The organism is Streptomyces mayonensis (assembly GCF_018982965.1).
GTDB classification, from domain to species: Bacteria; Actinomycetota; Actinomycetes; order Streptomycetales; family Streptomycetaceae; genus Streptomyces; species Streptomyces mayonensis.
In genome coordinates, this window is record NZ_JACBYP010000006.1 from 61,384 (window position 1) to 81,933 (window position 20,550).

Sequence of the window (20,550 nt, forward strand, 5' to 3'; positions counted from 1 at the left end):
ACGGGCGCGTCCCGTCCCCTCCGACACGCCCCTTAGACTTGTAACCAACACCCGGCTCTCCCGCCGGGTGGTGACCCGAGGAGCCACCTTGGCTGCTGATCTGCACGTCGCGCTGGTCGCGGCCGACCGAGAGGTCTGGTCCGGCGAGGCCACTCTGGTCGTCGCGCGCACCACGTCCGGCGACATCGGCGTCATGCCCGGTCACCAGCCGCTGCTCGGTGTGCTGGAGTCGGGCCCGGTGACCATTCGTACGAGTGACGGTGGGACGGTCGTCGCCGCCGTGCACGGCGGTTTCATCTCGTTCGCCGACAACAAGCTGTCGCTGCTGGCCGAGATCGCCGAGCTGTCGGACGAGATCGACGTCCAGCGGGCGGAGCGGGAGCTCGAGCGCGCGAAGGCGGAGGGCGACGCCCACGCCGAGCGCCGTGCGGACGTCCGACTGCGCGCGGCGGCGGGACGCTGATCCACAGCACAGTGCGATAGCGTCCTCCTGTGTGACGTCACTCAGCCGCGGCTGGGACCGGAGTGATCCGGACCCGGCCGCGGCTGAGGCAGATCCGGGTGGTTTTTCCGTTCCGTTACCTAGGAGACGAGGAGGTCGGTGTCGATGGCCCTCGCTCTGACTGTGTGCGGAATCGTTGTCGCCCTGGTGGTGATCGGGCTCTTCGTCTTCGGTCTGCGCCGCCGGCTGATCCAGCGTTCCGGCGGCACCTTCGACTGCTCCCTGCGCTGGGACGCCCCCAAGGAGGCCGACAGCGGCGGCAAGGGCTGGTCCTACGGGGTGGCCCGCTACAGCGGCGACCGGGTCGAGTGGTACCGCGTCTTCTCCTACTCCCCGCGCCCGCGCCGGGTGCTGGAACGCTCCGCCATCGAGGTGGCCGGCCGCCGGGTGCCGGACGGGGAGGAGGAGCTGGCGCTGCTCTCCGACGCCGTGGTCCTGACCTGTCTGCACCGCGGCACCCGGCTGGAACTGGCGATGAGCGAAGACGCCTTGACCGGGTTCCTCGCCTGGCTGGAGGCGGCCCCGCCCGGCCAGCGCGTGAACGTGGCCTGACCCGGCCGGGGCTCGGCACGCGGCGGGAGGGCGCCCGGCGCCGCCCCGCCTGCCCGCGGGCTGACTGCCGACGACGGCCGAAGCGCCCCCGGACGACGTCCGGGGGCGCTTCTGTGGGGGGTGGCGGTGACGGGCCGGCGGCTGCGGCCGACTGCTACTTCAGGCCGTTGCTGATGGCGCCGACCAGTTCGCCGTTCGAGGAGTCGCCGCTGAACTCCCAGAAGAACGCGCCGCCCAGGCCCTGGTTCTTGGCCCAGGTCATCTTGCCCGCGATGGTCGACGGGGTGTCGTAGGACCACCACTGGTTGCCGCAGTGCGCGTACGCCGTGCCCGCCACGGTGCCGGTGGCCGGGCAGGAGTTCTTGAGCACCTTGTAGTCCTCGATACCCGCCTCGTAGGTGCCGGGGGCCGCACCGGTCGCCGTGCCGCCGGGCGCGGACTGGGTGACGCCGGTCCAGCCGCGGCCGTAGAAGCCGATGCCCAGCAGGAGCTTGGCGGACGGCACGCCCTTGGCCTTGAGCTTGGCGATCGCGTCCGCCGAGTTGAAGCCGGCGGCCGGGATGCCGGAGTACGAGGTGAGCGGGGAGTGCGGGGCGGTCGGGCCGGTGGTGGCCCAGGCGCCGAAGTAGTCGTAGGTCATCACGTTGTACCAGTCGAGGTACTGGGCGGCGCCGCCGTAGTCGGCCGCGTCGAGCTTGCCGCCGGAGGAGCCGTCGCCGGTGATGGCGGCGGTGACGAGGTAGTCCTTGCCGAACTCGCTGCGCAGCGCCTGGCTGAGGTTTTTGAAGGCCGCGGCGCCCGAGGTGTCGCAGGTCAGGCCGCAGGCGTTCGGGTACTCCCAGTCGATGTCGATGCCGTCGAAGACGTCGGCCCAGCGCGGGTCCTCCACGACGGCCTTGCAGGACTTGGCGAACGCGGCCGGGTTCTGCGCCGCCTGGCCGAAGCCGCCCGAGTAGGTCCAGCCGCCGAAGGAGTACAGGACCTTGATGTTCGGGTACTTCGCCTTGAGCTGCCGCAGCTGGTTGAAGTTGCCGCGCAGCGGCTGGTCCCAGGTGTCGGCGGTGCCGCTGACGGACTGGTCGGCGGTGTACGACTTCTCGTACGCGGCGAAGGTGTCGTCGACGGTGCACTGACCGTTCTTGACGTTGCCGAACGCGTAGTTGATGTGCGTGATCTTCGAGGCGGAGCCCGAGGTCACCAGGTTCTTGACGTGGTAGTTGCGCCCGTAGACGCCCCACTCGGTGAAGTAGCCGAGGTTGACCTTGCCGCTCGGGCCGGGCTCGTTCCCGCCGTCGCCGGTGGTGCGGACCTTGACCGCGCCGCTGACCGGGCCGGTCTGGTCGGCGGTGTCGCGGGCCTGGACGGTGTACGAGTAGTCGGTGCCCTTGCTGAGGCCGGTGTTGGTGTAGGTGGTGCCGGTGACGGTGGCGACCTTGGCGCCGTCGCGCAGGACGTCGTAGTTCTTGATGCCCTTGTCGTCGGTGGCGGCCGACCAGGACAGCTTCACCGAGGTGTCGGTGATGTCGGAGGCGGTGGGGGTGCCGGGCGCGGAGGGGGCGGCGTCGCCGGGGACCGAGCCGCCGTCGCAGCTGCCGCCGTTGAGCCTGCAGTTGGAGGGGGAGCCGGGGCCGCTGCCGTTGAAACCGAAGGAGACCGAGGCGCCGGGGGCGAGCGTCCCGTTCCAGCCGGTGTTCTTGGCGGTCCAGTGGTCACCGGAGTTGGTGACGGTGGCGTCCCACGCGGAGGTGACCTTGGTGCCGGAGGGGAAGTCCCACTCGACGGTCCAGGAGTCGAGGGTGGAGGTGCCGGTGTTCTTCACCGTCCAGCTGCCGCCGAAGCCCGTGCCCCAGTCCGAGGTCTTGGCGAAGACGGCCGTCGCACTCGTGGCCGCCTGGGCCTCGCCCGCGAGGCCGACCAGAGTGGCCAGCGGGAGCGACAGGGTCGCGAGGAGTGCCGCGGCTCTGTGTCTGAAGCGCATGCTGCGCCTCCTTATGTGGTTGTCGGCGCGGGCCGACTGAGCCATCGGCCCGCAGTGCCGCGAATATAGAAAGGTCTGGACCTTAGGTCAATAGGTCTGGACCAGTGCTCGCGCAGCTCCGGCCGCCGCTCTCCTCAGACGCCCAACTCCTGTGCCAGCACCGCCGCTTGCACCCTGCTGCGCAGTCCGAGCTTGCCCAGCAACCGGCTGACATGCGTCTTCACCGTGGCCTCCGCCATGTCCAGCCGCTCGGCGACCGCCGCGTTGGACAGGCCCTCGCCGAGACACGACAGCACCTCGCGCTCCCGCCGGGTCAGGTCGCGCAGCACCGACGGATCGGTGGCCGGCTCGCGGACCGGTTTCGCCGCGAACTCGGCGATCAGCCGCCGGGTGACGGCCGGGGCCACGATGCCCTCGCCGGACGCCACCGTGCGCACCGCCGCGATCAGGTCCTTGGCGTCCGTGTTCTTCAGCAGGAACCCGGCGGCGCCCGCCCGAAGGGCCCCGAAGACGTACTCGTCCAGGTCGAAGGTGGTCAGCACCAGCACGTCGGCGAGTCCCTCCCCGACCACCGTCCGGGTCGCCGACACGCCGTCCAGGCGGGGCATCTGCACGTCCATCAGCACCAGGTCCGGCCGCAGCTCGCGGGCGAGGGCCACCGCCTGCTCGCCGTCCGCGGCCTCCCCGGCCACCTCGATGTCCGGGGCGCTGCCCAGGATCAGCACCAGCCCCGCGCGGACGGCGGACTGGTCCTCGGCGACGAGGACGCGGATCATGCGGGGTCTCCTTCGGTCGGGGGCTGGGCGGCGGTCAGGGGCAGCGTGGCGCACACGGACCAGATCCTGTCGCCCGCCACGTCGGGCTCCGGCGCCGGCCCCGCCTCGAACGTGCCGTGCAGCAGCGCGGCCCGCTCCCGCATGCCGACCAGACCGGCGCCGGAGCCGGGGGCGCGCGGGGTGTCGCGGTCGCCGTACGGGCTGGTCACCCGGACCCGCAGGGCGTCCGCGTGCCGGGCGAGCCGGACGTGGACCGGGCCCTTCGAGGCGTGCTTGAGCGCATTGGTGAGGGACTCCTGCACGATCCGGTACGCGGCGAGTTCGACCGGCGCGGGCAGGTTCTCGCCGTGCGCCGCGTCCAGGGTGACGTCGAGCCCGTTGGCACGGGCGCCCTCGACCAGTGCGCCGAGGCCGTCGAGGGTGGGTGCGGCGGCGGGTTCGGTGTCACCGCCGTCGTCCCGCAGGATGCCGATCAGGCGTCGCATCTCGGCCAGTCCCGCCACGCTGTTCTCCCGGATCACGCCGAGCGCCTGCCGGGTGGTCGCGGCGTCGTCCAGGGAGAGCGCGGCCGTGGAGTGGATGGCGATCGCGGAGAGGTGGTTGGCGACCATGTCGTGCAGCTCGCGGGCCATCCGGGAGCGCTCCGCGGTCACCGCCTGGACCCGGTCCATCTCGGCGAGGAGCGCGGTCTGCTCGGCCCGCAGCAGGGCGGCGTCGGCGGCCTCGCGGTGGTTGCGCACGATCAGGCCGGTGGAGGCGGGTGCGAAGGACACGATCCCGACGCCCACGCCGATCAGCAGCGCCTCGGGCGTCCGCCACAGCGCGAACGGTACCACGGTCCCGGCCACCGTGAGCAGCCCGGTGATCCACGGGATGCGCCGGGCGGAGGCGGGCGGGCCGTAGAGCACGGCGGCGTACATCACGTCGGTGTACAGGATCACCGTGACCAGGCTGCCCTGGGTCACCGTGTCCGCGGCCAGCGCCGCGGTGCCGACGAGCAGGCCGGTGCGCGGAGCGTCACGGCGCAGCAGTTCGCAGCCCGCCATGACGACGAGCGGGACCAGCAGCGGCCAGCGGCCGTCGAACAGCACGAGCGGCTCGCCGGCGGGCCGCACGCCCAGCCCGATGGCCCACAGCAGCAGCCCGCCCAGCACTCCGCCCACGGCGACACAGACGTCGAAGCGGTGCGGGCGGGGGAGTCGTACGGCCATACCACCATCCAACACGGCCCGCGCCCCGCCCGCCTGGTCCCGCGGAACGGTCCCGTGCTGCATCTTTCGATGTACCGGAGGTTCGTCACCGGCGACGACGAAAGCGGCGGATTCCGGCGGGAGCCTGGAAGGGCGAACGAAGGGAGTGTGTCGTGGTCGTCGCGTTGATCATCATCTGCGAGGTCGGTTTCTGGGTGCTCCTCGCCCTCGGTCTCGGCGCCCGCTACCTGCTGAGGTGGCGGCGCACCAGTGTCGTCCTGCTGCTGTGCGAGCCGGTACTGGAACTGGTGCTGTTCGCCGCCACGGCGTGGGACCTGAAGAACGGCGCCGAGCCGGGCTGGGCGCACGGTCTGGCGGCGGTCTACATCGGGTACACGGTCGCCTACGGCCACTACACGATCCGCTGGCTCGACGGCCACGCCGCCCACCGCCTGGCCGGCGGCCCGCGACCGGCCGGGCCCCCGCGGTACGGCATGCCCCGCGCCCGGCACGAGGGCGCCCTGTGGCTGCGCACCCTGCTCGCCGCGGCCGTGGCGACGGCACTGCTCCAGGGCGCGGTCTGGTACGTCGGTGACGGGGGCGACGTCTCGTCCCTGCGGTCCTTCCAGTGGACGGCGCTGCGGGCCGCCGCCCTCCACGGCCTGATCGCCCTCACGTACCTGGTCTGGCCGAAGAAGGCCCCGGCGGGGACGGCAGGGCTTCCCGTGGAGGCGCGGACGGAGAAGGAGGGGGCGCGCCGATGAGGTACCTGTCCGAGCGGAACCTGTGGGAGGGCGCGGCCACCCTCGTGGCCGGCCTCGCCCTGTGGCTGTTCGCCGGGGACGTGGAGGTCCCCGTCGTCGACCTGGCGAAGGCCGGCGTCGTGATGATGTGCGTCGGCGGCGCGCAGACCGGGTGGGGCGTCGTCCGGTCCGCGCGCCGGCTGAACGGTCAGCGTTCGCCGCCCGGCACCCACAGCACGTCGCCGGTCTCCTTGTTGGCGACGCGCGCCAGGATGAAGAGCAGGTCGGAGAGGCGGTTCAGATAGGTCGCCGTCAGCGGGTTCATCGACTCGCCGTGGACCTCCAGCGCCGCCCACGTGGAGCGCTCGGCCCGGCGGACCACCGTGCACGCCTGGTGCAGCAGGGCCGCGCCGGGGGTGCCGCCGGGCAGGATGAAGGAGCGGAGCTTCTCCACCTCGGGCAGGTAGCGGTCGCAGTCCGCCTCCAGCCGGTCGACGTAGAACTGCTCGACCCGCAGCGGCGGGTACTGAGGCTCTTCCACCACCGGCGTCGACAGGTCCGCGCCCACGTCGAACAGGTCGTTCTGGACGCGGACGAGGACCTTGACGACCTCCTCGGCCAGGCCGCCCAGCGCGATCGCCGTGCCGATCACCGCGTTGGCCTCGTTGGCGTCGGCGTACGCGGAGATCCTGAGGTCGGTCTTGGGGACCCGGCTCATGTCACCGAGGGCCGTGGTGCCCTGGTCGCCGGTGCGGGTGTAGATGCGCGTCAGGTTGACCATCGGGCCAGCGTAGTCAGGCTCCGGCGGTGCGGAAGACGCGTGTGCCCACGGTCACGGCCAGCGCGGTGAGGGCGAGGCCGACCAGGACGCCGTACAGCATGTGGGCCGTCGCGTAGCTGCCGACGTAGGCGTCCCGCATCGCGTCCACCAGATGGCGGAACGGCATCAGGCGCGAGAGCACGTCCAGCCACGCCGGGCCCAGGGACATCGGCAGCATCAGGCCCGACAGCAGCATCGAGGGCATCGTCAGGGCGTTGATCGTCGGCCCGAACTCCTGCGGCGTACGGACCTTCATCGCCAGCGCGTACGACAGGGAGGCCAGCGACACCGTGAGCAGGGCGACGAAGGCGAAGCCGATCAGCACACCGGGCAGTGGCGCGCGCAGGCCCATCACCAGCGCCGCCAGCACCAGCAGCACCGCCTGGAAGGCGAAGACGGTGGCGTCCCGCAGCACCCGGCCGAGCAGCAGCGCCAGGCGGCTGACGGGTGTCACCCGCATCCGCTCGACCACGCCCTGGCTGTTCTCGACGATGAGCGAGAAGCCGGCGAAAGAAGCGCCGAACAGGCCGAGTTGGAGCAGCAGGCCGGGCACGAGCACCTGCCAGGAAGTGCCCTGCCCGCCGAGCGGCAGCCCGGTCAGCAGCGGGCCGAAGAAGAGCAGGTACAGCAGTGGCATCAGCACGCCGAACAGCAGCGCGAAGCGGGAGCGCAGGGACTGGCGCAGATAGCGGCCGTAGATCAGGCCGGTGTCGTGGAGCAGCATCGGGATCTTCCGGTTCTCGAGGTGGGGACGGACGGCTGCGTGCGGGGCCTCACACCGCCACGGGCGTCGTGTCGGCCGGGGCGGCCCCGCGGCCGGTGATCGCGAGGAACGTGTCCTGGAGCGGGGCGTCGGGAGAGCCGCCGTACTCCCGCTTCAGGGCGGCCGGCGTGCCCTCGGCGGCCACGGTGCCGCCGTCCACCACGACCAGGCGGTCGGAGAGGGCGTCGGCCTCGTCGAGGTAGTGGGTGGTCAGGAAGACCGTCGTGCCGTGCTCGTCGCGCAGCCGCCGGACCAGGTCCCACAGGTCGGCCCGGCTGCCCGGGTCGAGACCGGTGGTCGGCTCGTCCAGGAAGAGCACCCGCGGCCGGTGCGTGAGCGCCATCGCGATGTCCAGCCGGCGCCGCTGACCGCCCGAGAGCGCACCGCACCTGCGGTCGAGCAGCCCGGCGAGGTCCAGGTCCCGGGCCAGTTCCTCGGCCCGCTCGGCGGCCCGCGCCCGGGACAGCCGGTACAGGCGGCCCTGGGTGACCAGTTCCTCGCGCACGCTGATCTGCGGGTCCACCCCGCCCGACTGCGCCACGTACCCGCAGGCCCGGCGCACCCCCGCGGCGTCGGATGCCAGGTCGTGCCCGGCGACGGTGGCGGCGCCGCCGGTAGGGGCGAGCAGTGTGGTGAGCATCCGCAGGGTGGTCGTCTTGCCGGCGCCGTTGGGGCCCAGGAAGCCGAGGATCTCGCCCTCGCGGACGGTGAGGTCGATGCCCCGCACGGCCTCCACCGGGCCGCCTTTCGTCACGAAGGTACGGGCCAGTCCGGCCGCGCTGATGATTGCCATGCCTCCCAGAAAAACAGAGTCACTTAAATTTTGCAACGGCCCCAAAGTTTCAGTGCGTCCAGTGAAGCTAGGATTGCGGCATGGCCGAGGGACTCAGGGAACGGAAGAAGCGGCAGACCCGGCAGTACATCTCCGATGTCGCCACGGGGCTGTTCCTGGAGCGCGGCTTCGAGGCCGTGACCGTGGCGGAGGTCGCGGACGCCGCCGACGTCTCCGTCAACACCGTCTACAACTACTTCCCGGCCAAGGAGGACCTCTTCCTCGACCGCTCCAAGGGTGTGGTCGACCGGCTCTCCCGCTGGGTGCGCGGCCGGCGCGACGGGGAGTCGGCAGCGGGCGCCGTCCTGCGGGAGCTGCGCGAGGAGGTCGAGTCGGTCTCCCCGCGCGTCGGCCTGATGGAGGGGTACGCCGCGTTCATGAAGGTGATCCAGGACTCGCCCGCGCTGCGCTCACGGATGTGGGCCACCGGGCAGGAGGTGCTCCTGAACCTGGAGCGGACCCTGCGCGAGGAGACCGGGGCGGCCGAGGACGACATGGCACCCGTTCTGATGGCCGGTCAGATCAACTGGCTGCACGGGACGGTCATCGCGACCATCGGGCAGCGCATGGTCGACGGCGGGAAGCCGTCGGAGGTCTCCCGTGACGTGATGCTGCTGCTCGACGAGATGGAGGGGCTGCTGAGCGAGAAGGTGCTCAACTACGCCGTACGGGGCGTCCGGTGACACCCGAATGGCGCCCCACGGTGTGATGTCCGTCATGTGAGACGTGACGCGCGTTACTAACGGGTCACACAGCCCGTCACTCCCGCTAATCTCCGGCCCAGAGACGAGAATCAGCGCGTATTTCAGGGGAGTCGCACAGTGGCACGCAAGCTCGCCGTCATCGGGGCCGGTCTCATGGGATCGGGCATCGCCCAGGTCTCCGCTCAGGCGGGCTGGGACGTCGTCCTGCGGGACGTCACCGACGGGGCGCTGCGCCGCGGGACCGACGGCATCAAGGCCTCCTACGACAAGTTCGTCGCCAAGGGGAAGCTCGACGCCGACGACGCCGGGGCCGCCCTCGCGCGCATCACGGCGACCACCGACCTGGACGCGGCCGCGGACGCGGACGTGGTCGTCGAGGCCGTCTTCGAGAAGCTCGAGGTCAAGCACGAGATCTTCCGCACCCTCGACAAGCTGGTGAAGGACGGGGCGATCCTCGCGTCCAACACCTCCGCCATCCCGATCACGAAGATCGCGGCCGTCACCGAGCGCCCCGAACGGGTCGTCGGCACCCACTTCTTCTCGCCGGTACCGATGATGCAGCTGTGCGAGCTGGTGCGCGGCTACAAGACCAGCGACGAAACCCTCGCCGCCGCACGGGAGTTCGCCGAGTCCACCGGCAAGACCTGCATCGTCGTCAACCGCGACGTCGCCGGTTTTGTGACCACCCGGCTCATCTCCGCCCTCGTCGTCGAGGCCGCGAAGCTCTACGAGTCGGGCGTGGCCACCGCCGAGGACATCGACCTCGCCTGCAAGCTGGGCTTCGGCCATGCCATGGGACCGCTGGCCACCGCCGACCTCACGGGCGTCGACATCCTGCTGCACGCCACGGGCAACATCTACACCGAGTCCCAGGACGAGAAGTTCGCCCCGCCGGAGCTGATGCGCCGGATGGTGGACGCCGGTGACATCGGCCGCAAGAGCGGGCAGGGCTTCTACAAGCACTGAGGTCACGCCGGCCCCGGCAAACGTCACACGCCGGGGTGAATTCGGTATCGGTTCGCTTACAGGCGGCAACCTCCGGTCGTTTCGGCCAGTCAGAGGGTGCAACACCTGATATCGCCGAGAGACCACACGCGCAGAACGCACCGCAGAGACGACAGAGACGACAGAGAAAGACGCACGCCGGGGAGCGCATATGCACATCAGGGGCGACCACGTCGAGCTGGTCGTCGGGGGCCGCCTCGACGTCCGCAGCGCGGCGGACGCCCGTACGGTCCTGCACTCGGCCGTCGACGACGGAGCCGGCGATCTGGTGCTCGACCTGTCCGAACTGGACTCCTGGGACGCCACGGGACTCGGCGTGATCATGGGAGCCCACCGGCGGGCCGGCCGCTGCGGCCGGCGCCTGGTGCTGCGCGACGTACCGCCGCAGATGCAGCGCCTGCTGGTGGCCACCCGGCTGCACCGGATCCTCGCCATCGAGGGCGGCATCGGCGTGGAGACCCTGCCCCGGGTGTGAGGACGCCCCGGCCCGGGGGCAGGCCGGCCCGCACACCCCGGCAGCCGGCCGCCCCCCCCGCACCTGAACGGTCGGGAACGGTCCCGGTCGGCCGGTGACGGCAGGTGAGCGGTTGCGGAACGGTCGGTGACGGCAGGTGAGCGGTTGCGGAACGGCACTGATCGGCACGCGAGCGGTTCCGACAAACACCCGACGCGGGCCCGACCCGCGCAATCCTCACGAGACCGTGACGTCTCGGACGGGCCGACACCCCGGACTGTCGGAGATACTGGACGAAGGTTTAGGGTCTGGCTGCCCGCCCTTTTGCAACCCACCGGCGGGCCCGGACCAGAAGCGACAGCGCGGTGTGCGGCAAGGCCGGGAGGGTGGCCCCGCCCGGGGCCCTGCACACGACGCTTTTGGGGGGCTTGAACCAATGGACCCGAACAGCCGGGGACCTGAGGAGTACGGCCAAGACGGCGACCACCAGGCGCCGCGCCCGCGCTCGCCCAGGGACCCCTTCACACCCGACTTCGGCCAGCCCGCGCCCGCGCTGGCCCGCACCGTGCAGCTCGTCTCCGGCGACTTCCTGCTCACGGTCAACCCGGTGGACGGCAGCGAGATCGAGGTCTGCCCGCCCGTCGAACGCCCCGCCCGGCCCGAGAAGCTCACCGCGGCCGAGCGCGCCGAAACGGAGCGCGCCGGACGGCCACCCGTCCCGCCGGGACCGGTCCGCACGGTCCTGGGCCTGCTGGCCCGCGAGGACGAGCGCGAACGCCTGGTGCGGCTGCTCGCCCGCGGCCGCTCCGTCCGCCTCACCGGCCCCGGCGGCTCCGGCCGCAGCAGCCTCCTCGACCTCGTCGCCGAGGACTGCGCCGGTCTCGCGCCCGACGGCGTCGTCCGCCTGAGCGGCTTCCACCGCACCGTCGACGACCTGCTCCACGACCTCTTCCACGCCGTCCACCGCGCGCCCCTGCACCGACCGGGCCGCCAGGAACTGCTCGGGCACCTGAGCGAGGTGGGCGCGGTCGTCGTCCTGGACGACGTCGAGTTCGGCGGAGCCGCCCTCGACGAACTCCTCGACGCCACCCCGGAGTGCGCCTTCCTGTTCGGCGCGACCCCGGACGTGCCCGCACCCTCCGCCGACTCGGCCGTCGAGGAGGTCTTCCTCACCGGACTGGACCGCTCGGACGGCGTGGAGCTGCTGGAGCGCGCCGCCGGCCGCACCCTCACCGAGGAGGAGGCCAACTGGGCGGGCGACCTCTGGTTCGAGTCCGAGGGCCTGCCGCTGCGCTTCGTCCAGGCCGGTGCCCTGCTGCGCCGCCGCGACCGGCTGCGGGCCGGCGCCGACGCGGTCGACGAGTTCGGCGTCTTCGCCGGGACACGCCCGGCCGACGACACGCCCTACGAGTCCACCGAGTCCGCCGACGCCGACGAGGCGCCCCTGCCGTCCCTCGGCGAGGCCGCGGCGCCCGCCCCGCTGCTCGCCTCCCGGCTCAGCTCCTCCGCCCGCGCCACCCTGGAGTTCGCCGTCGCGCTCGGCGGCGAGGTGCCGCACCAGGCGCACCTGCCCGCCCTGGTCGGCGACACCCACGCCGACGCCGCCCTCGGCGAACTGGCCGACTGCGCGCTGATCTCACCGGTCGGCTCCCGCTACCGGCTGGCCGCCGGCGTGCTCACCCAGCTGGAGAGCGCCGGGTACGCCGACGACGCCCCGGCGCGTGCCCTGTCCGCCGCCCAGCACTACTCCTGGTGGGCCGGGCACCCCTCGGTCACCCCGGAGAGGGTCTGCGCCGAGGCCGACGCCGTGCTCGCCGCCCTCGCGGCGCTGGTGCCGGCGACGACCCGGACCGCGGACGACGAGGAGAGCACCGCCGTCCAGCTCGCCCGCACCGCCGCGCCGGCCTTCGCCTCCGGGCTGCACTGGAGCGCCTGGGAACGGGCGCTGCGCTCCGGCACCGAGGCCTCCCGGCTCTCCGGCGACGTCGCCGAACAGGCCTACTTCCACCACGAACTCGGCGTCCTCGCCCTGTGCGAGGACCACCTCGACCGGGCCCGCGCCGAGCTGGAGGCCTCCATCGGGCTGCGCGGCGCGCTCTCCGACAAGCGCGGCGCCGTCGCCGGCCGCCGCGCCCTCGCGCTCGTCGCCGACCGGACCGGGGACACCCCGGGCCTGGGCAGCGGCGCCGACGCCTTCGGCGCCGCCGGTCTCGGCGCCGTCGGCGCCGGACCCGGTCCCACGGCGGGCGAGGAGGTTCCCGACACCCGCGACGAGGCGTCGGCATCGCCGTCGGCGGGCGTCCCCGCGCCCTTCCCGCCGCTCCAGCCGCCTCCGCAGTCCCCGACCCTCGTCACCAGCCGCGCGGAGCCCGACGAGCCGTCCCGCACGGTCGGCAGCGGCATCAAGGGCTTCGCCCGCCGCAACCTGGTGGCGGCCGGGGCGGGCGCGCTGCTCGTCGCGGTGCTCGGCACGGTGGTGACCCTCGGCGCCACGTCCGACGGCGGCGCGGGCGACCCCTCCGACGAGGTCGGCGTCAACCCGTCGGCCAGCCAGGGCATCGACGACGGCGACCTCGGCGCCGACCGGCCCTCGGACGACGGGCAGGGCCAGGACACCCCCGACAGCCCCTCCGGCACCGGTGCGCCCAGCACGTCGGACGCCCCGTCGCCGACGAAGTCGGGGCAGCCCTCGGACGGGCCCAGCAGCACCGGCAGCAGCGGCCCCGGCGACGACGACGAGAGCCCGGACGACCCCGGTTCGCCGAACGAGCCGAGCAAGTCGCCGAGCTCCCCGCCGACCGAGCCGACGCCGCCGGACCCGACGGAGAGCGAACCGGACGACCCCTCCACGCCGCCGGACTCGCCCGACCCGAGCCCCACCCAGTCGGAGACGGAGGAACCGCCGCCGTCCCCCGACGACCCGCCCGTCTCCAACAGCGCCAGCGGCACCGCCGGCCCGACCGCCTCGCAGAGCAGCGCGGGAGCGGGCACGCCGACCGGCTCCGACCCGGCGACGGAGCAGATCATCTGACCCCGCCGGGCGGCTGAGACGTGACAACGGAGAAAGGGCCGGGTCCGCGCGTCGGACCCGGCCCTCCCGTACGGCACTAGTGCCGCGGCCTCAGAACAGCCGCAGCTTGTCGTCCTCGATGCCCCGCAGGGCGTCGTAGTCCAGCACCTGGCAGCCGATCCCGCGGTCCGTGGCCAGCACCCGGGCCTGCGGCTTGATCTCCTGGGCGGCGAAGACGCCGCGCACCGGCGCCAGATGGGGATCGCGGTTCAACAGCTCCAGGTAGCGCGTGAGCTGCTCCACGCCGTCGATCTCGCCGCGCCGCTTGATCTCGACCGCGACCGTTGCGCCCTCGGCGTCCCGGCACAGGATGTCGACGGGGCCGATGGCGGTCATGTACTCGCGGCGGATGAGCGTGTAGCCCTCGCCCAGCGTGTCGATGCGGTCGGCCAGCAGCTCCTGGAGGTGCGCTTCCACGCCGTCCTTGATCAGGCCGGGATCGACGCCCAGTTCGTGCGAGGAGTCGTGCAGGATCTCCTCCATCGTGATGATGAGCTTCTCGCCCGCCTTGTTGACGACCGTCCAGACGCCGTCCTCCTCGCCCGTGCCCTCCTTCAGAGTGCAGGGCGGCGACATCCAGTTGAGGGGCTTGTAGGCCCGGTCGTCGGCGTGGATCGAGACGCTGCCGTCGGCCTTGACCAGGATCAGCCGGGGGGCCGCTGGGAGGTGGGCGGTGAGCCGCCCGGCGTAGTCGACGGAGCAACGGGCAATGACGAGACGCATGGTCGGCAACGCTACTCGACGCGCCCGGTGCGACGCGATTCGCCCGCGTGCGTGCGCCCCCGCGGGCTGTCCCACTTCTCCCCTTGGCCCCACCTTGCCCACTGGCCGATTGTGTGCCTACCCGAGGGTGTCCATATCGGCAATCTCCTGGTGCGGTCACGATCGGTTGCTTACGGTATTGAACGGGAGGTCGCGAACTGTGTACGCAGCGTGTTCACGGTCGCGCACTCCCTTTAACTGTCCGGCAACCCCCGCTGATCGGGGGTGCGAGAGGAGAACCCATGTCGCTCGACGTCTCACCGGCCCTACTCGATCAGGCCGAGCGAGGCGAGGTCGACGAAGCAGCCTTCGTCGACTGCGTCCGGACCTCCCTGCCCTACGCATGGGAGATGGTCAGCTCCCTGGTGGCACAGCTGAAGGTCGACGGCGGAGCCTTCGCCGACAACCAGACGCCCCCGCCGGACGAGCAGGCGCGCGGCCAGCTGCTGCGGGCCCTCGCGAGTGACGCCATACGCGGTGCACTGCAGCGGCACTTCGGGGTGCGGCTGGCGTTCCAGAACTGCCACCGGGTGGCGGTGTTCCCGTTGGATTCCTCCGTCGACGAGAAGCTGACCCGCTTCACCTCGGTGCGCAGCCAGATCTTGAACCAGTCGCCCGAACTGCGCGACTGCTGAGGCGTTCGGGGTCGTCCGCTTGCCGCTCCGCACGCGGGAGGTGCGGTGCCACCGGAGCGGCAAGCCCCCTCCCCGGCACTGTGCCCGACCGGAGCGGACCCGACCCGACCCGGTCCGAACGCAGCGGGCAGGGCGCCCGTCGGCCGTCTCAGCGGAGCCGGGGGAGTACCTCGGCCCCGAGCCGTCGTACGTTCTCCTCGGTCGCCGCGAGGTCCCCGGACCCCTCGACGAGCAGGGCGAAACGCGAGACGCCGGTCCGCTCGGCGGTCGCCGCGAGCCGGTCCGCGCACAGCCGGGGCGGGCCCACCGGGTGCAGCCCGCAGAGCAGTTCGGTGTAGGCGTGCGGGTCGCGCATCCGCCGCTCCCGGCCGTCCACCGTGACGTGTGCGCCCAGGCCCTGCCGAAGCCAGCCCGGCATCGCCTTCAGCAGGGTCTCGGCCGCGTCCGTGCGCCGGTCGGCGATCTGGCAGACGCCGGCCGAGACGTGCGCGGCGCCGCGCACCCGGTCCGCCGGGTGCCCGGCGGCGCGGGCGTGGCGCCGCCACAGGGCGACCATCTCCGCCTTCTCCTCGTCGCCGACGTGCATGCCGAGCAGCATCGCAAGGCCCCGCTCGGCCGCCGTCCGCACGCCGGCCGGGGAGGTGCAGGCGACGACGACCTCCGGGCCCGGTTCCTCCGACAGGGACTCCGAGGGGCGCGGGACGACGGGGACCTCGCGGAACCGGAAACGGTCGCCGACGGCGCCGACGGCCGGCTCGCGCAGCCAGCGCACCAGCAGGTCGAGCGACTCCCCGAACCCCTTCTCGTACGCCTCGAGACCCGCGCCGAACACCTCCAGGTCCACCCAGGGCCCGCCCCGGCCCACGCCCAGCGAGAACCGGCCGCCGCTCGTGACGTGCAGCAGCGCGGCCTGCTCGCCGAGCGCCACCGGGTGGACGGTGGGCAGCACGCTGACCGCGGTGCCGACCCGGACCCGCCGGGTGCGGCCCAGCAGCAGCGCGGCCAGCGTCACGGCCGAGGGGCACGTGCCGTACGGCACGAAGTGGTGCTCGGCCAGCCAGACCGTGTCGAGCCCGGCCTCGTCGGCGACCTCGGCCGAGCGGACCGCGCGGTGCAGCGCCTCCCCCTGGCCCTGGCCCGGGAACTGGGCACCCAACACGAAACTTCCTACGCGCATTGCCTTTTCCTGCTTCCTCGGCTCCGACACGGAGCTCCCCCACAGGGCATAACCGCCTGACACGTGCCGAGGACACGGCCGGACGGATGGATTTGCGGATTGTCTGCAGAATCGACCGTTGTGGGAGGGTGTGCGGGCCCGGACGGAGAACCCGTACGGGGGAGTTGCGGTGTTTGGCGGTGTACGCGCACCCTGTCCGTGCCGCGTAGGCTGGATGCCGCCCTGCTTCCTGTATAGCTCCGTGAGGTGTCCTGTGTCCCCGCGTCGCAACCGACCCAAGGGAGCCGGTCCGTCCGGCCGGAGCGCCGAGGACGACGGCGGCGGCCGCTACGGCGGCTGGCAGTCGTCGGAGAGCTGGCAGGGCGAGGACTGGAGCGTACGGCACGTGGCGGGCGCGAGTGCCCAGGGGAAGTCGTACCGCTGCCCCGGCTGCGACCAGTTGATCCCGGACGGTGTCCCGCACGTGGTGGCCTGGCCGGCCCACGCGGGTGTCGACGACCGCAGGCACTGGCACAAGTCGTGCTGGAACGCGAAGGACCGCCGCACCACGCGGGTGCAGCGGTCCCGTAACGCGCCGAGGTTCTGAGCGGCCCCCGTCAGACGTCCCGCCGCTCCAGCAGGGCGAAGGCACCGGCGAACACGACCGCCGTCACGCCGAGCACGATCCACAGCGGGTCCCAGCCCGAGGGCCCGGAATCGGAGAGCGAGTTGGCGTAGAAGATGCTCATCTGGTTCGGGATCGAGTACTCGAACAGCGCCTGCTGCAGCCCCTTGAGCGACTCGGCGAACATGAACAGCGCGATCACCAGCGGGGCGAGCAGGACACCGATCATGATGGTGATGGCGCCCGCCGAGTGCCGGATGACGGAACCGACGGCCAGCGAGAGCAGCCCGAGCAGCGCGACGAAGAGCGACACGCCGACGGTGCCCTTCAGCCACTCCGAGCCGGTGGGGTCCGCCGCGCCGCTGTCCTCCAGCATGGTCACGTGGGCCAGGCCGACCAGCGTCGAGGAGGCCAGGGTCACCACGAACGCCACCAGGAAGAACACGACCGCCTTCGCCGTGAGCACCCGGCCGCGGCTCGGGCAGGCGGTCATCGTCGTCCGGATCATGCCCGTGCCGTACTCCGAGGCGCTGGTCAGCACTCCGAGCGTGATGATGCACATGCTGCCGAGGAGCAGGCCGAAGAAGCCGAGGCTCAGCGGGCTCTCCCCGGCCAGGTCGGAGGACGAGCCCGCCACCACGGCGCCGGTCAGCAGCCCGATGCCGACGACCAGCAGCACGAACACGCCGATCGTCCACATCGTCGAGCGCACCGACTTGATCTTCGTCCACTCGGAGGCGATCGCGTGCACGAGGGTCGTGCGCACCACCGGGATCGGCGACGTGTAGGTCGGGAACGGCGAACCGGGCGCCTGGGGCGGCTGCGGGGCCTGCTGGGCCGGCGGCGGCTGCTGGGCCGCGTACGGGTTGGCCGTCTGCTGTCCGCCCGGTACTCCGCCGGGCATCGCGCCGGGCGCCCCCGGGGCGCCGTACGGCCCCGCCGGGGCCTGGCCCGGCGCGCCCTGCTGGGGCGGCGGCGGGGCGTACCAGTCAGGCTGACCCTGCCCGGGAACCGGCATCGGCGGCTGCTCGCCCGGCGCCAGCGGCTGCTGGAGCCCGGCCTTCTGGTCGGTGGTCGACCGGTAGTCGACGGCGCCCTGCGTCATCCGCATGTACGCCTCCTCCAGGGAGGCCTGGTGCGGCGACAGCTCCCACAGCCGTACGCCGGTGTCGTGCGCGATGTCGCTGATCCGGGGGAGGACGAGGCCGGTCACCCGCAGCGCGCCGTCCTGCTCGGGCAGCACGTGGCCGCCCGCCTCGGTCAGCGCGGCGGTCAGCTTCTCGCGCAGCTGCGGTTCCGGGTCCGGCGTCCGCACGCGGGCGAAGTCGGCGGAGTTGGCCGAGATGAAGTCCTTCACGCTCATGTCGGCCATCAGCTGACCGCGGCCGATGACGATGAGGTGGTCGGCGGTGAGCGCCATCTCGCTCATCAGGTGCGAGGAGACGAAGACCGTGCGCCCCTCGGCGGCGAGCGCCTTCATCAGGTTGCGCACCCAGTGGATGCCCTCGGGGTCGAGGCCGTTGACCGGCTCGTCGAAGAGCAGGACCTGCGGGTCGCCCAGGAGGGCGGCGGCGATGCCGAGCCGCTGGCCCATGCCCAGGGAGAAGCCCTTGGAACGCCGCTTGGCCACGTCCTGCAGGCCGACCACGCCGAGCACCTCGTCCACCCGCCGGGCCGGGATGCCGGACAGCTGGGCGAGGCTCAGCAGGTGGCTGCGGGCGGACCGGCCGCCGTGCACCGCCTTGGCGTCGAGCAGCGCCCCGACGTGGCGCGCGGCGTTCGGCAGCCTGCGGTACGGGTGGCCGCCGATCGTCACGTGCCCCGCGGTGGGGTTGTCCAGGCCCAGGATCATGCGCATCGTCGTCGACTTGCCCGAGCCGTTGGGCCCGAGGAAGCCGGTGACGGCGCCGGGCCGTACCTGGAAGGACAGGTTGTACACAGCGGTCTTGTCGCCGTAGCGCTTGGTCAGGCCGACTGCTTCGATCATGCTCCGCACCCATCGGAAGGTTCAGGGACAGCAGGGCACACGCCCCCGTAAGGGTAAGGAGGATATCCAGGTCCCAACGGTTCCGTTCAAGCCCGGGCAAAATCCGACGCTCCCGGGACCCGGCCGGAACATCCTCGGAACCCTTTCCGGGCGTCCCTGCTCCTCAGGACGTTCCAGGCGTCCCTGCCCTCCGGAACGTTCTAGGCGTCCCTGCTCTTCAGGACGGCGTACCCGCCGGCCAGCGCCGCGATCACCCAGAGCACCATGATGCCCAGGCCGCCCCACGGACCGTACGGCACGTCGTCGTCGAGGGGCGTGACCACCTGCATGATCCTGCTGCCGGCCTGGTCGGGCAGGAACCGGCCGACCTTCTCCGTCGCCGGGACGTTGCCCAGGATGTTGGAGATCAGGAAGAAGAACGGCATCAGGATGCCCAGCGACAGCATCGGGGAGCGCAGCATCGCGGCGACACCCATCGAGAACATCGCGATGAGCGTCATGTAGAGACCGCCGCCGAACACCGCGCGGAGCACGCCGGGGTCGCCGATGGACGCCTTGAGGTCGCCCAGCATCGCCTGCCCGAGGAAGAAGGCGGCGAAACTGGTGATCATGGAGACGACCAGGGCGAGGACCGTGGCCACCAGGATCTTGCCGGCCAGGAACGTCCCGCGCCGCGGCACGGCCGCCAGCGAGGTGCGGATCATGCCGGAGCTGTACTCGTTGCCCACGACCAGCACGCCGAACACGATCATCGCCAGCTGGCCGAGGCTGGTGCCGGCGAAGCTGACGAAGGTCGGGTCGAAGGAGAGCTGGTCCCGCTCGCTCAGGCCGGAGAACTCGTTCTTCGACAGCGCCGAGATCAGCATGCCGAGGGCGATGGTGACGACCACGGCCAGGCCCAGCGTCCACACCGTGGACGCGACCGACCGGATCTTGGTCCACTCGGACCGGACGACCTGTGCCGCCGCCATGCTCAACCCCTCTTCCAGTCGCTGCCCCACGGCTGCTGCGGTGGCCGGCCGGGCGGCTGCTGCCCGGGGACCGCGCCGGGCGGCTGTCCGTCGTGCGCGTGGTACTCCACCGACTCCGCGGTCAGCTGCATGAACGCCTCCTCCAGCGAGGCCCGCTGCGGGCTCAGCTCGTGCAGCACGATCTGGTGGCGCGCCGCCAGCTCCCCGACGGTCTGCGACGTGTCGCCGTCCACCTCGAGCACCTCGGCCTCCGGCCGGGCGACCCGGATGCCGGCGCCGTGCAGCGCGTCGAGCAGCTGTTCGCGCTGCGGGGTGCGGATCCGGACGTAGCTGCGCGAGTTCTCCGCGATGAAGTCGGCCATCGAGGTGTCCGCCAGCAGCCGCCCCTGGCCGATGACCACCAGGTGGTCGGCGGTCAGCGCCATCTCGCTCATCAGGTGGGAGGAGACGAAGACCGTACGGCCCTGGGCCGCCAGCGTCTTCATCAGGTTGCGGATCCAGTGGATGCCCTCGGGGTCCAGCCCGTTGACCGGCTCGTCGAACATCAGCATCCGCGGGTCGCCGAGGAGCGCGCCGGCGATGCCGAGCCGCTGGCCCATGCCGAGCGAGAAGCCCTTGGTCTTCTTCCGGGCGACCGCCGTGAGCCCCACCGTGTCCAGCACCTCGCGGACCCGGCTCGCCGGGATGCCGTTGCTCTGCGCGAGGCACAGCAGGTGGTTGTAGGCGCTGCGCCCGCCGTGCCAGGCCTTGGCCTCCAGGAGCGCGCCGATGTACGTCAGCGGGTCCTTGAGCTGGTCGTAGTGCTTGCCGTCGATCCGCACGTCACCGGAGGTGGGCCGGTCCAGGCCCAGCACCATCCGCATGGTCGTCGACTTGCCCGCACCGTTGGGGCCGAGGAAGCCCGTGATGATGCCGGGTCGGACGGTGAAGGAGAGATTGTTGACCGCCACCTTCTCGCCGTACCGCTTGGTCAGCCCCTCGAGCTCGATCATGGCGCCCACGCTAGAACGGGACGAGGCCCACTG

At 72.1% G+C, this 20,550-nt stretch carries 20 protein-coding genes and 1 pseudogene; 10 read left to right on the forward strand and 11 right to left on the reverse strand.

Annotation, left to right across the window (positions count from 1 at the left end):
* Positions 1-88 precede the first annotated feature (88 nt).
* Together HZS56_RS03625 and HZS56_RS03630 are read left to right on the forward strand one after the other, a co-directional pair.
* Positions 89-463: a F0F1 ATP synthase subunit epsilon gene (locus HZS56_RS03625; RefSeq protein ID WP_064729863.1), complete on the forward strand. Its 375-nt coding sequence runs from the start codon at positions 89-91 to the stop codon at positions 461-463.
* A 144-nt stretch (positions 464-607) separates the two neighbouring features.
* Positions 608-1,054 carry a DUF2550 domain-containing protein gene (locus HZS56_RS03630; RefSeq protein ID WP_216719186.1) on the forward strand — a complete coding sequence of 149 codons (447 nt, stop codon included), beginning with the start codon at positions 608-610 and terminating at the stop codon, positions 1,052-1,054.
* A 154-nt stretch (positions 1,055-1,208) separates the two neighbouring features.
* Here HZS56_RS03630 and HZS56_RS03635 read toward each other — a convergent pair whose 3' ends face one another.
* The 3 genes from HZS56_RS03635 to HZS56_RS03645 form a co-directional block, all read right to left on the reverse strand.
* Positions 1,209-3,032 (reverse strand): glycoside hydrolase family 18 chitinase, encoded by a 1,824-nt coding sequence (locus tag HZS56_RS03635; RefSeq protein WP_216719187.1) that lies wholly within the window; start codon positions 3,030-3,032, stop codon positions 1,209-1,211.
* A 134-nt stretch (positions 3,033-3,166) separates the two neighbouring features.
* Positions 3,167-3,808 carry a response regulator gene (locus HZS56_RS03640; protein ID WP_216719188.1) on the reverse strand — a complete coding sequence of 214 codons (642 nt, stop codon included), beginning with the start codon at positions 3,806-3,808 and terminating at the stop codon, positions 3,167-3,169.
* Complete coding sequence (locus HZS56_RS03645) at positions 3,805-5,019, reverse strand: sensor histidine kinase (protein ID WP_216719189.1); 1,215 nt, start codon at positions 5,017-5,019, stop codon at positions 3,805-3,807. The genes HZS56_RS03640 and HZS56_RS03645 overlap by 4 nt, the downstream gene beginning before the upstream one ends.
* Before the next feature lie 152 nt (positions 5,020-5,171).
* On the opposite strand from HZS56_RS03645, the gene HZS56_RS03650 reads away from it, so the two are divergent.
* Both HZS56_RS03650 and HZS56_RS39030 read left to right on the forward strand, forming a co-directional pair.
* Positions 5,172-5,762, forward strand: coding sequence for a hypothetical protein (locus HZS56_RS03650; protein WP_216719190.1), 591 nt, complete (start codon positions 5,172-5,174; stop codon positions 5,760-5,762).
* A complete protein-coding gene (locus HZS56_RS39030) occupies positions 5,759-6,046 on the forward strand; it encodes a DUF5708 family protein (protein WP_374201066.1) in 288 nt (95 codons plus the stop codon). Before HZS56_RS03650 ends, HZS56_RS39030 begins: the two co-directional genes overlap by 4 nt.
* Here the strand turns inward: HZS56_RS39030 and HZS56_RS03655 are convergent.
* Genes HZS56_RS03655 through HZS56_RS03665 form a run of 3 tightly spaced genes read right to left on the reverse strand, consistent with a single transcriptional unit; the run spans position 5,950 to position 8,117 of the window.
* Complete coding sequence (locus tag HZS56_RS03655; protein ID WP_216719191.1) at positions 5,950-6,522, reverse strand: cob(I)yrinic acid a,c-diamide adenosyltransferase; 573 nt, start codon at positions 6,520-6,522, stop codon at positions 5,950-5,952. The two genes, HZS56_RS39030 and HZS56_RS03655, sit on opposite strands and share 97 nt — an antisense overlap.
* Positions 6,523-6,535: 13 nt before the next feature.
* On the reverse strand, positions 6,536-7,285 hold the full coding sequence (locus HZS56_RS03660; protein WP_216719192.1) for an ABC transporter permease: 750 nt from the start codon (positions 7,283-7,285) through the stop codon (positions 6,536-6,538).
* 49 nt (positions 7,286-7,334) lie between these two features.
* Positions 7,335-8,117, reverse strand: a complete 783-nt coding sequence (locus tag HZS56_RS03665) for an ABC transporter ATP-binding protein (RefSeq protein ID WP_216719193.1) — start codon at positions 8,115-8,117, stop codon at positions 7,335-7,337.
* 80 nt (positions 8,118-8,197) lie between these two features.
* Between HZS56_RS03665 and HZS56_RS03670 the strand changes: the two genes are divergently transcribed.
* The 4 genes from HZS56_RS03670 (at position 8,198) to HZS56_RS03685 (ending at position 13,350) form a co-directional block, all read left to right on the forward strand.
* Entirely contained in the window at positions 8,198-8,839 is a 642-nt protein-coding gene (locus HZS56_RS03670) for a TetR/AcrR family transcriptional regulator (protein ID WP_216719194.1), read from the forward strand.
* Between the two features lie 138 nt (positions 8,840-8,977).
* Entirely contained in the window at positions 8,978-9,826 is an 849-nt protein-coding gene (locus HZS56_RS03675) for a 3-hydroxyacyl-CoA dehydrogenase family protein (protein ID WP_216719195.1), read from the forward strand.
* Between the two features lie 190 nt (positions 9,827-10,016).
* Complete coding sequence (locus HZS56_RS03680) at positions 10,017-10,340, forward strand: STAS domain-containing protein (RefSeq protein ID WP_216719196.1); 324 nt, start codon at positions 10,017-10,019, stop codon at positions 10,338-10,340.
* Between the two features lie 415 nt (positions 10,341-10,755).
* Entirely contained in the window at positions 10,756-13,350 is a 2,595-nt protein-coding gene (locus HZS56_RS03685; protein WP_216719197.1) for an ATP-binding protein, read from the forward strand.
* Positions 13,351-13,440: 90 nt separating this feature from the next.
* Here HZS56_RS03685 and nucS read toward each other — a convergent pair whose 3' ends face one another.
* Positions 13,441-14,112 carry an endonuclease NucS gene (gene nucS, locus HZS56_RS03690; protein WP_216719198.1) on the reverse strand — a complete coding sequence of 224 codons (672 nt, stop codon included), beginning with the start codon at positions 14,110-14,112 and terminating at the stop codon, positions 13,441-13,443.
* Positions 14,113-14,393: 281 nt separating this feature from the next.
* On the opposite strand from nucS, the gene HZS56_RS03695 reads away from it, so the two are divergent.
* Entirely contained in the window at positions 14,394-14,786 is a 393-nt protein-coding gene (locus HZS56_RS03695) for an SCO5389 family protein (protein WP_216719199.1), read from the forward strand.
* Between the two features lie 148 nt (positions 14,787-14,934).
* Here the strand turns inward: HZS56_RS03695 and HZS56_RS03700 are convergent, their stop codons facing one another.
* Complete coding sequence (locus HZS56_RS03700) at positions 14,935-15,963, reverse strand: LLM class flavin-dependent oxidoreductase (protein ID WP_216719200.1); 1,029 nt, start codon at positions 15,961-15,963, stop codon at positions 14,935-14,937.
* Positions 15,964-16,216: 253 nt separating this feature from the next.
* On the opposite strand from HZS56_RS03700, the gene HZS56_RS03705 reads away from it, so the two are divergent.
* Positions 16,217-16,549 carry an Rv1322 family protein gene (locus HZS56_RS03705; protein ID WP_216719201.1) on the forward strand — a complete coding sequence of 111 codons (333 nt, stop codon included), beginning with the start codon at positions 16,217-16,219 and terminating at the stop codon, positions 16,547-16,549.
* A 787-nt stretch (positions 16,550-17,336) separates the two neighbouring features.
* Here the strand turns inward: HZS56_RS03705 and HZS56_RS37995 are convergent.
* From HZS56_RS37995 to HZS56_RS03720, 3 genes and pseudogenes are all read right to left on the reverse strand, one after another.
* Positions 17,337-18,554, reverse strand: a pseudogene (locus HZS56_RS37995) (ABC transporter ATP-binding protein); the annotation flags it as partial.
* Between the two features lie 200 nt (positions 18,555-18,754).
* Positions 18,755-19,525, reverse strand: a complete 771-nt coding sequence (locus HZS56_RS03715) for an ABC transporter permease (protein ID WP_216719203.1) — start codon at positions 19,523-19,525, stop codon at positions 18,755-18,757.
* Between the two features lie 2 nt (positions 19,526-19,527).
* Positions 19,528-20,517, reverse strand: a complete 990-nt coding sequence (locus HZS56_RS03720; RefSeq protein WP_216719204.1) for an ABC transporter ATP-binding protein — start codon at positions 20,515-20,517, stop codon at positions 19,528-19,530.
* Between the last annotated feature and the right edge of the window lie 33 nt (positions 20,518-20,550).

Bases quoted from the DNA above. Each gene is read 5' to 3' on its own strand.
- HZS56_RS03630 (WP_216719186.1), top strand. From the start codon at position 608: ATGGCCCTCGCTCTGACTGTGTGCGGAATCGTTGTCGCCCTGGTGGTG.
- HZS56_RS03635 (WP_216719187.1), bottom strand. From the start codon at position 3,032: ATGCGCTTCAGACACAGAGCCGCGGCACTCCTCGCGACCCTGTCGCTC.
- HZS56_RS03640 (WP_216719188.1), bottom strand. From the start codon at position 3,808: ATGATCCGCGTCCTCGTCGCCGAGGACCAGTCCGCCGTCCGCGCGGGG.
- HZS56_RS03645 (WP_216719189.1), bottom strand. From the start codon at position 5,019: ATGGCCGTACGACTCCCCCGCCCGCACCGCTTCGACGTCTGTGTCGCC.
- HZS56_RS39030 (WP_374201066.1), top strand. From the start codon at position 5,759: ATGAGGTACCTGTCCGAGCGGAACCTGTGGGAGGGCGCGGCCACCCTC.
- HZS56_RS03655 (WP_216719191.1), bottom strand. From the start codon at position 6,522: ATGGTCAACCTGACGCGCATCTACACCCGCACCGGCGACCAGGGCACC.
- HZS56_RS03660 (WP_216719192.1), bottom strand. From the start codon at position 7,285: ATGCTGCTCCACGACACCGGCCTGATCTACGGCCGCTATCTGCGCCAG.
- HZS56_RS03665 (WP_216719193.1), bottom strand. From the start codon at position 8,117: ATGGCAATCATCAGCGCGGCCGGACTGGCCCGTACCTTCGTGACGAAA.
- HZS56_RS03670 (WP_216719194.1), top strand. From the start codon at position 8,198: ATGGCCGAGGGACTCAGGGAACGGAAGAAGCGGCAGACCCGGCAGTAC.
- HZS56_RS03680 (WP_216719196.1), top strand. From the start codon at position 10,017: ATGCACATCAGGGGCGACCACGTCGAGCTGGTCGTCGGGGGCCGCCTC.
- HZS56_RS03685 (WP_216719197.1), top strand. From the start codon at position 10,756: ATGGACCCGAACAGCCGGGGACCTGAGGAGTACGGCCAAGACGGCGAC.
- nucS (WP_216719198.1), bottom strand. From the start codon at position 14,112: ATGCGTCTCGTCATTGCCCGTTGCTCCGTCGACTACGCCGGGCGGCTC.
- HZS56_RS03695 (WP_216719199.1), top strand. From the start codon at position 14,394: ATGTCGCTCGACGTCTCACCGGCCCTACTCGATCAGGCCGAGCGAGGC.
- HZS56_RS03700 (WP_216719200.1), bottom strand. From the start codon at position 15,963: ATGCGCGTAGGAAGTTTCGTGTTGGGTGCCCAGTTCCCGGGCCAGGGC.
- HZS56_RS03715 (WP_216719203.1), bottom strand. From the start codon at position 19,525: ATGGCGGCGGCACAGGTCGTCCGGTCCGAGTGGACCAAGATCCGGTCG.
- HZS56_RS03720 (WP_216719204.1), bottom strand. From the start codon at position 20,517: ATGATCGAGCTCGAGGGGCTGACCAAGCGGTACGGCGAGAAGGTGGCG.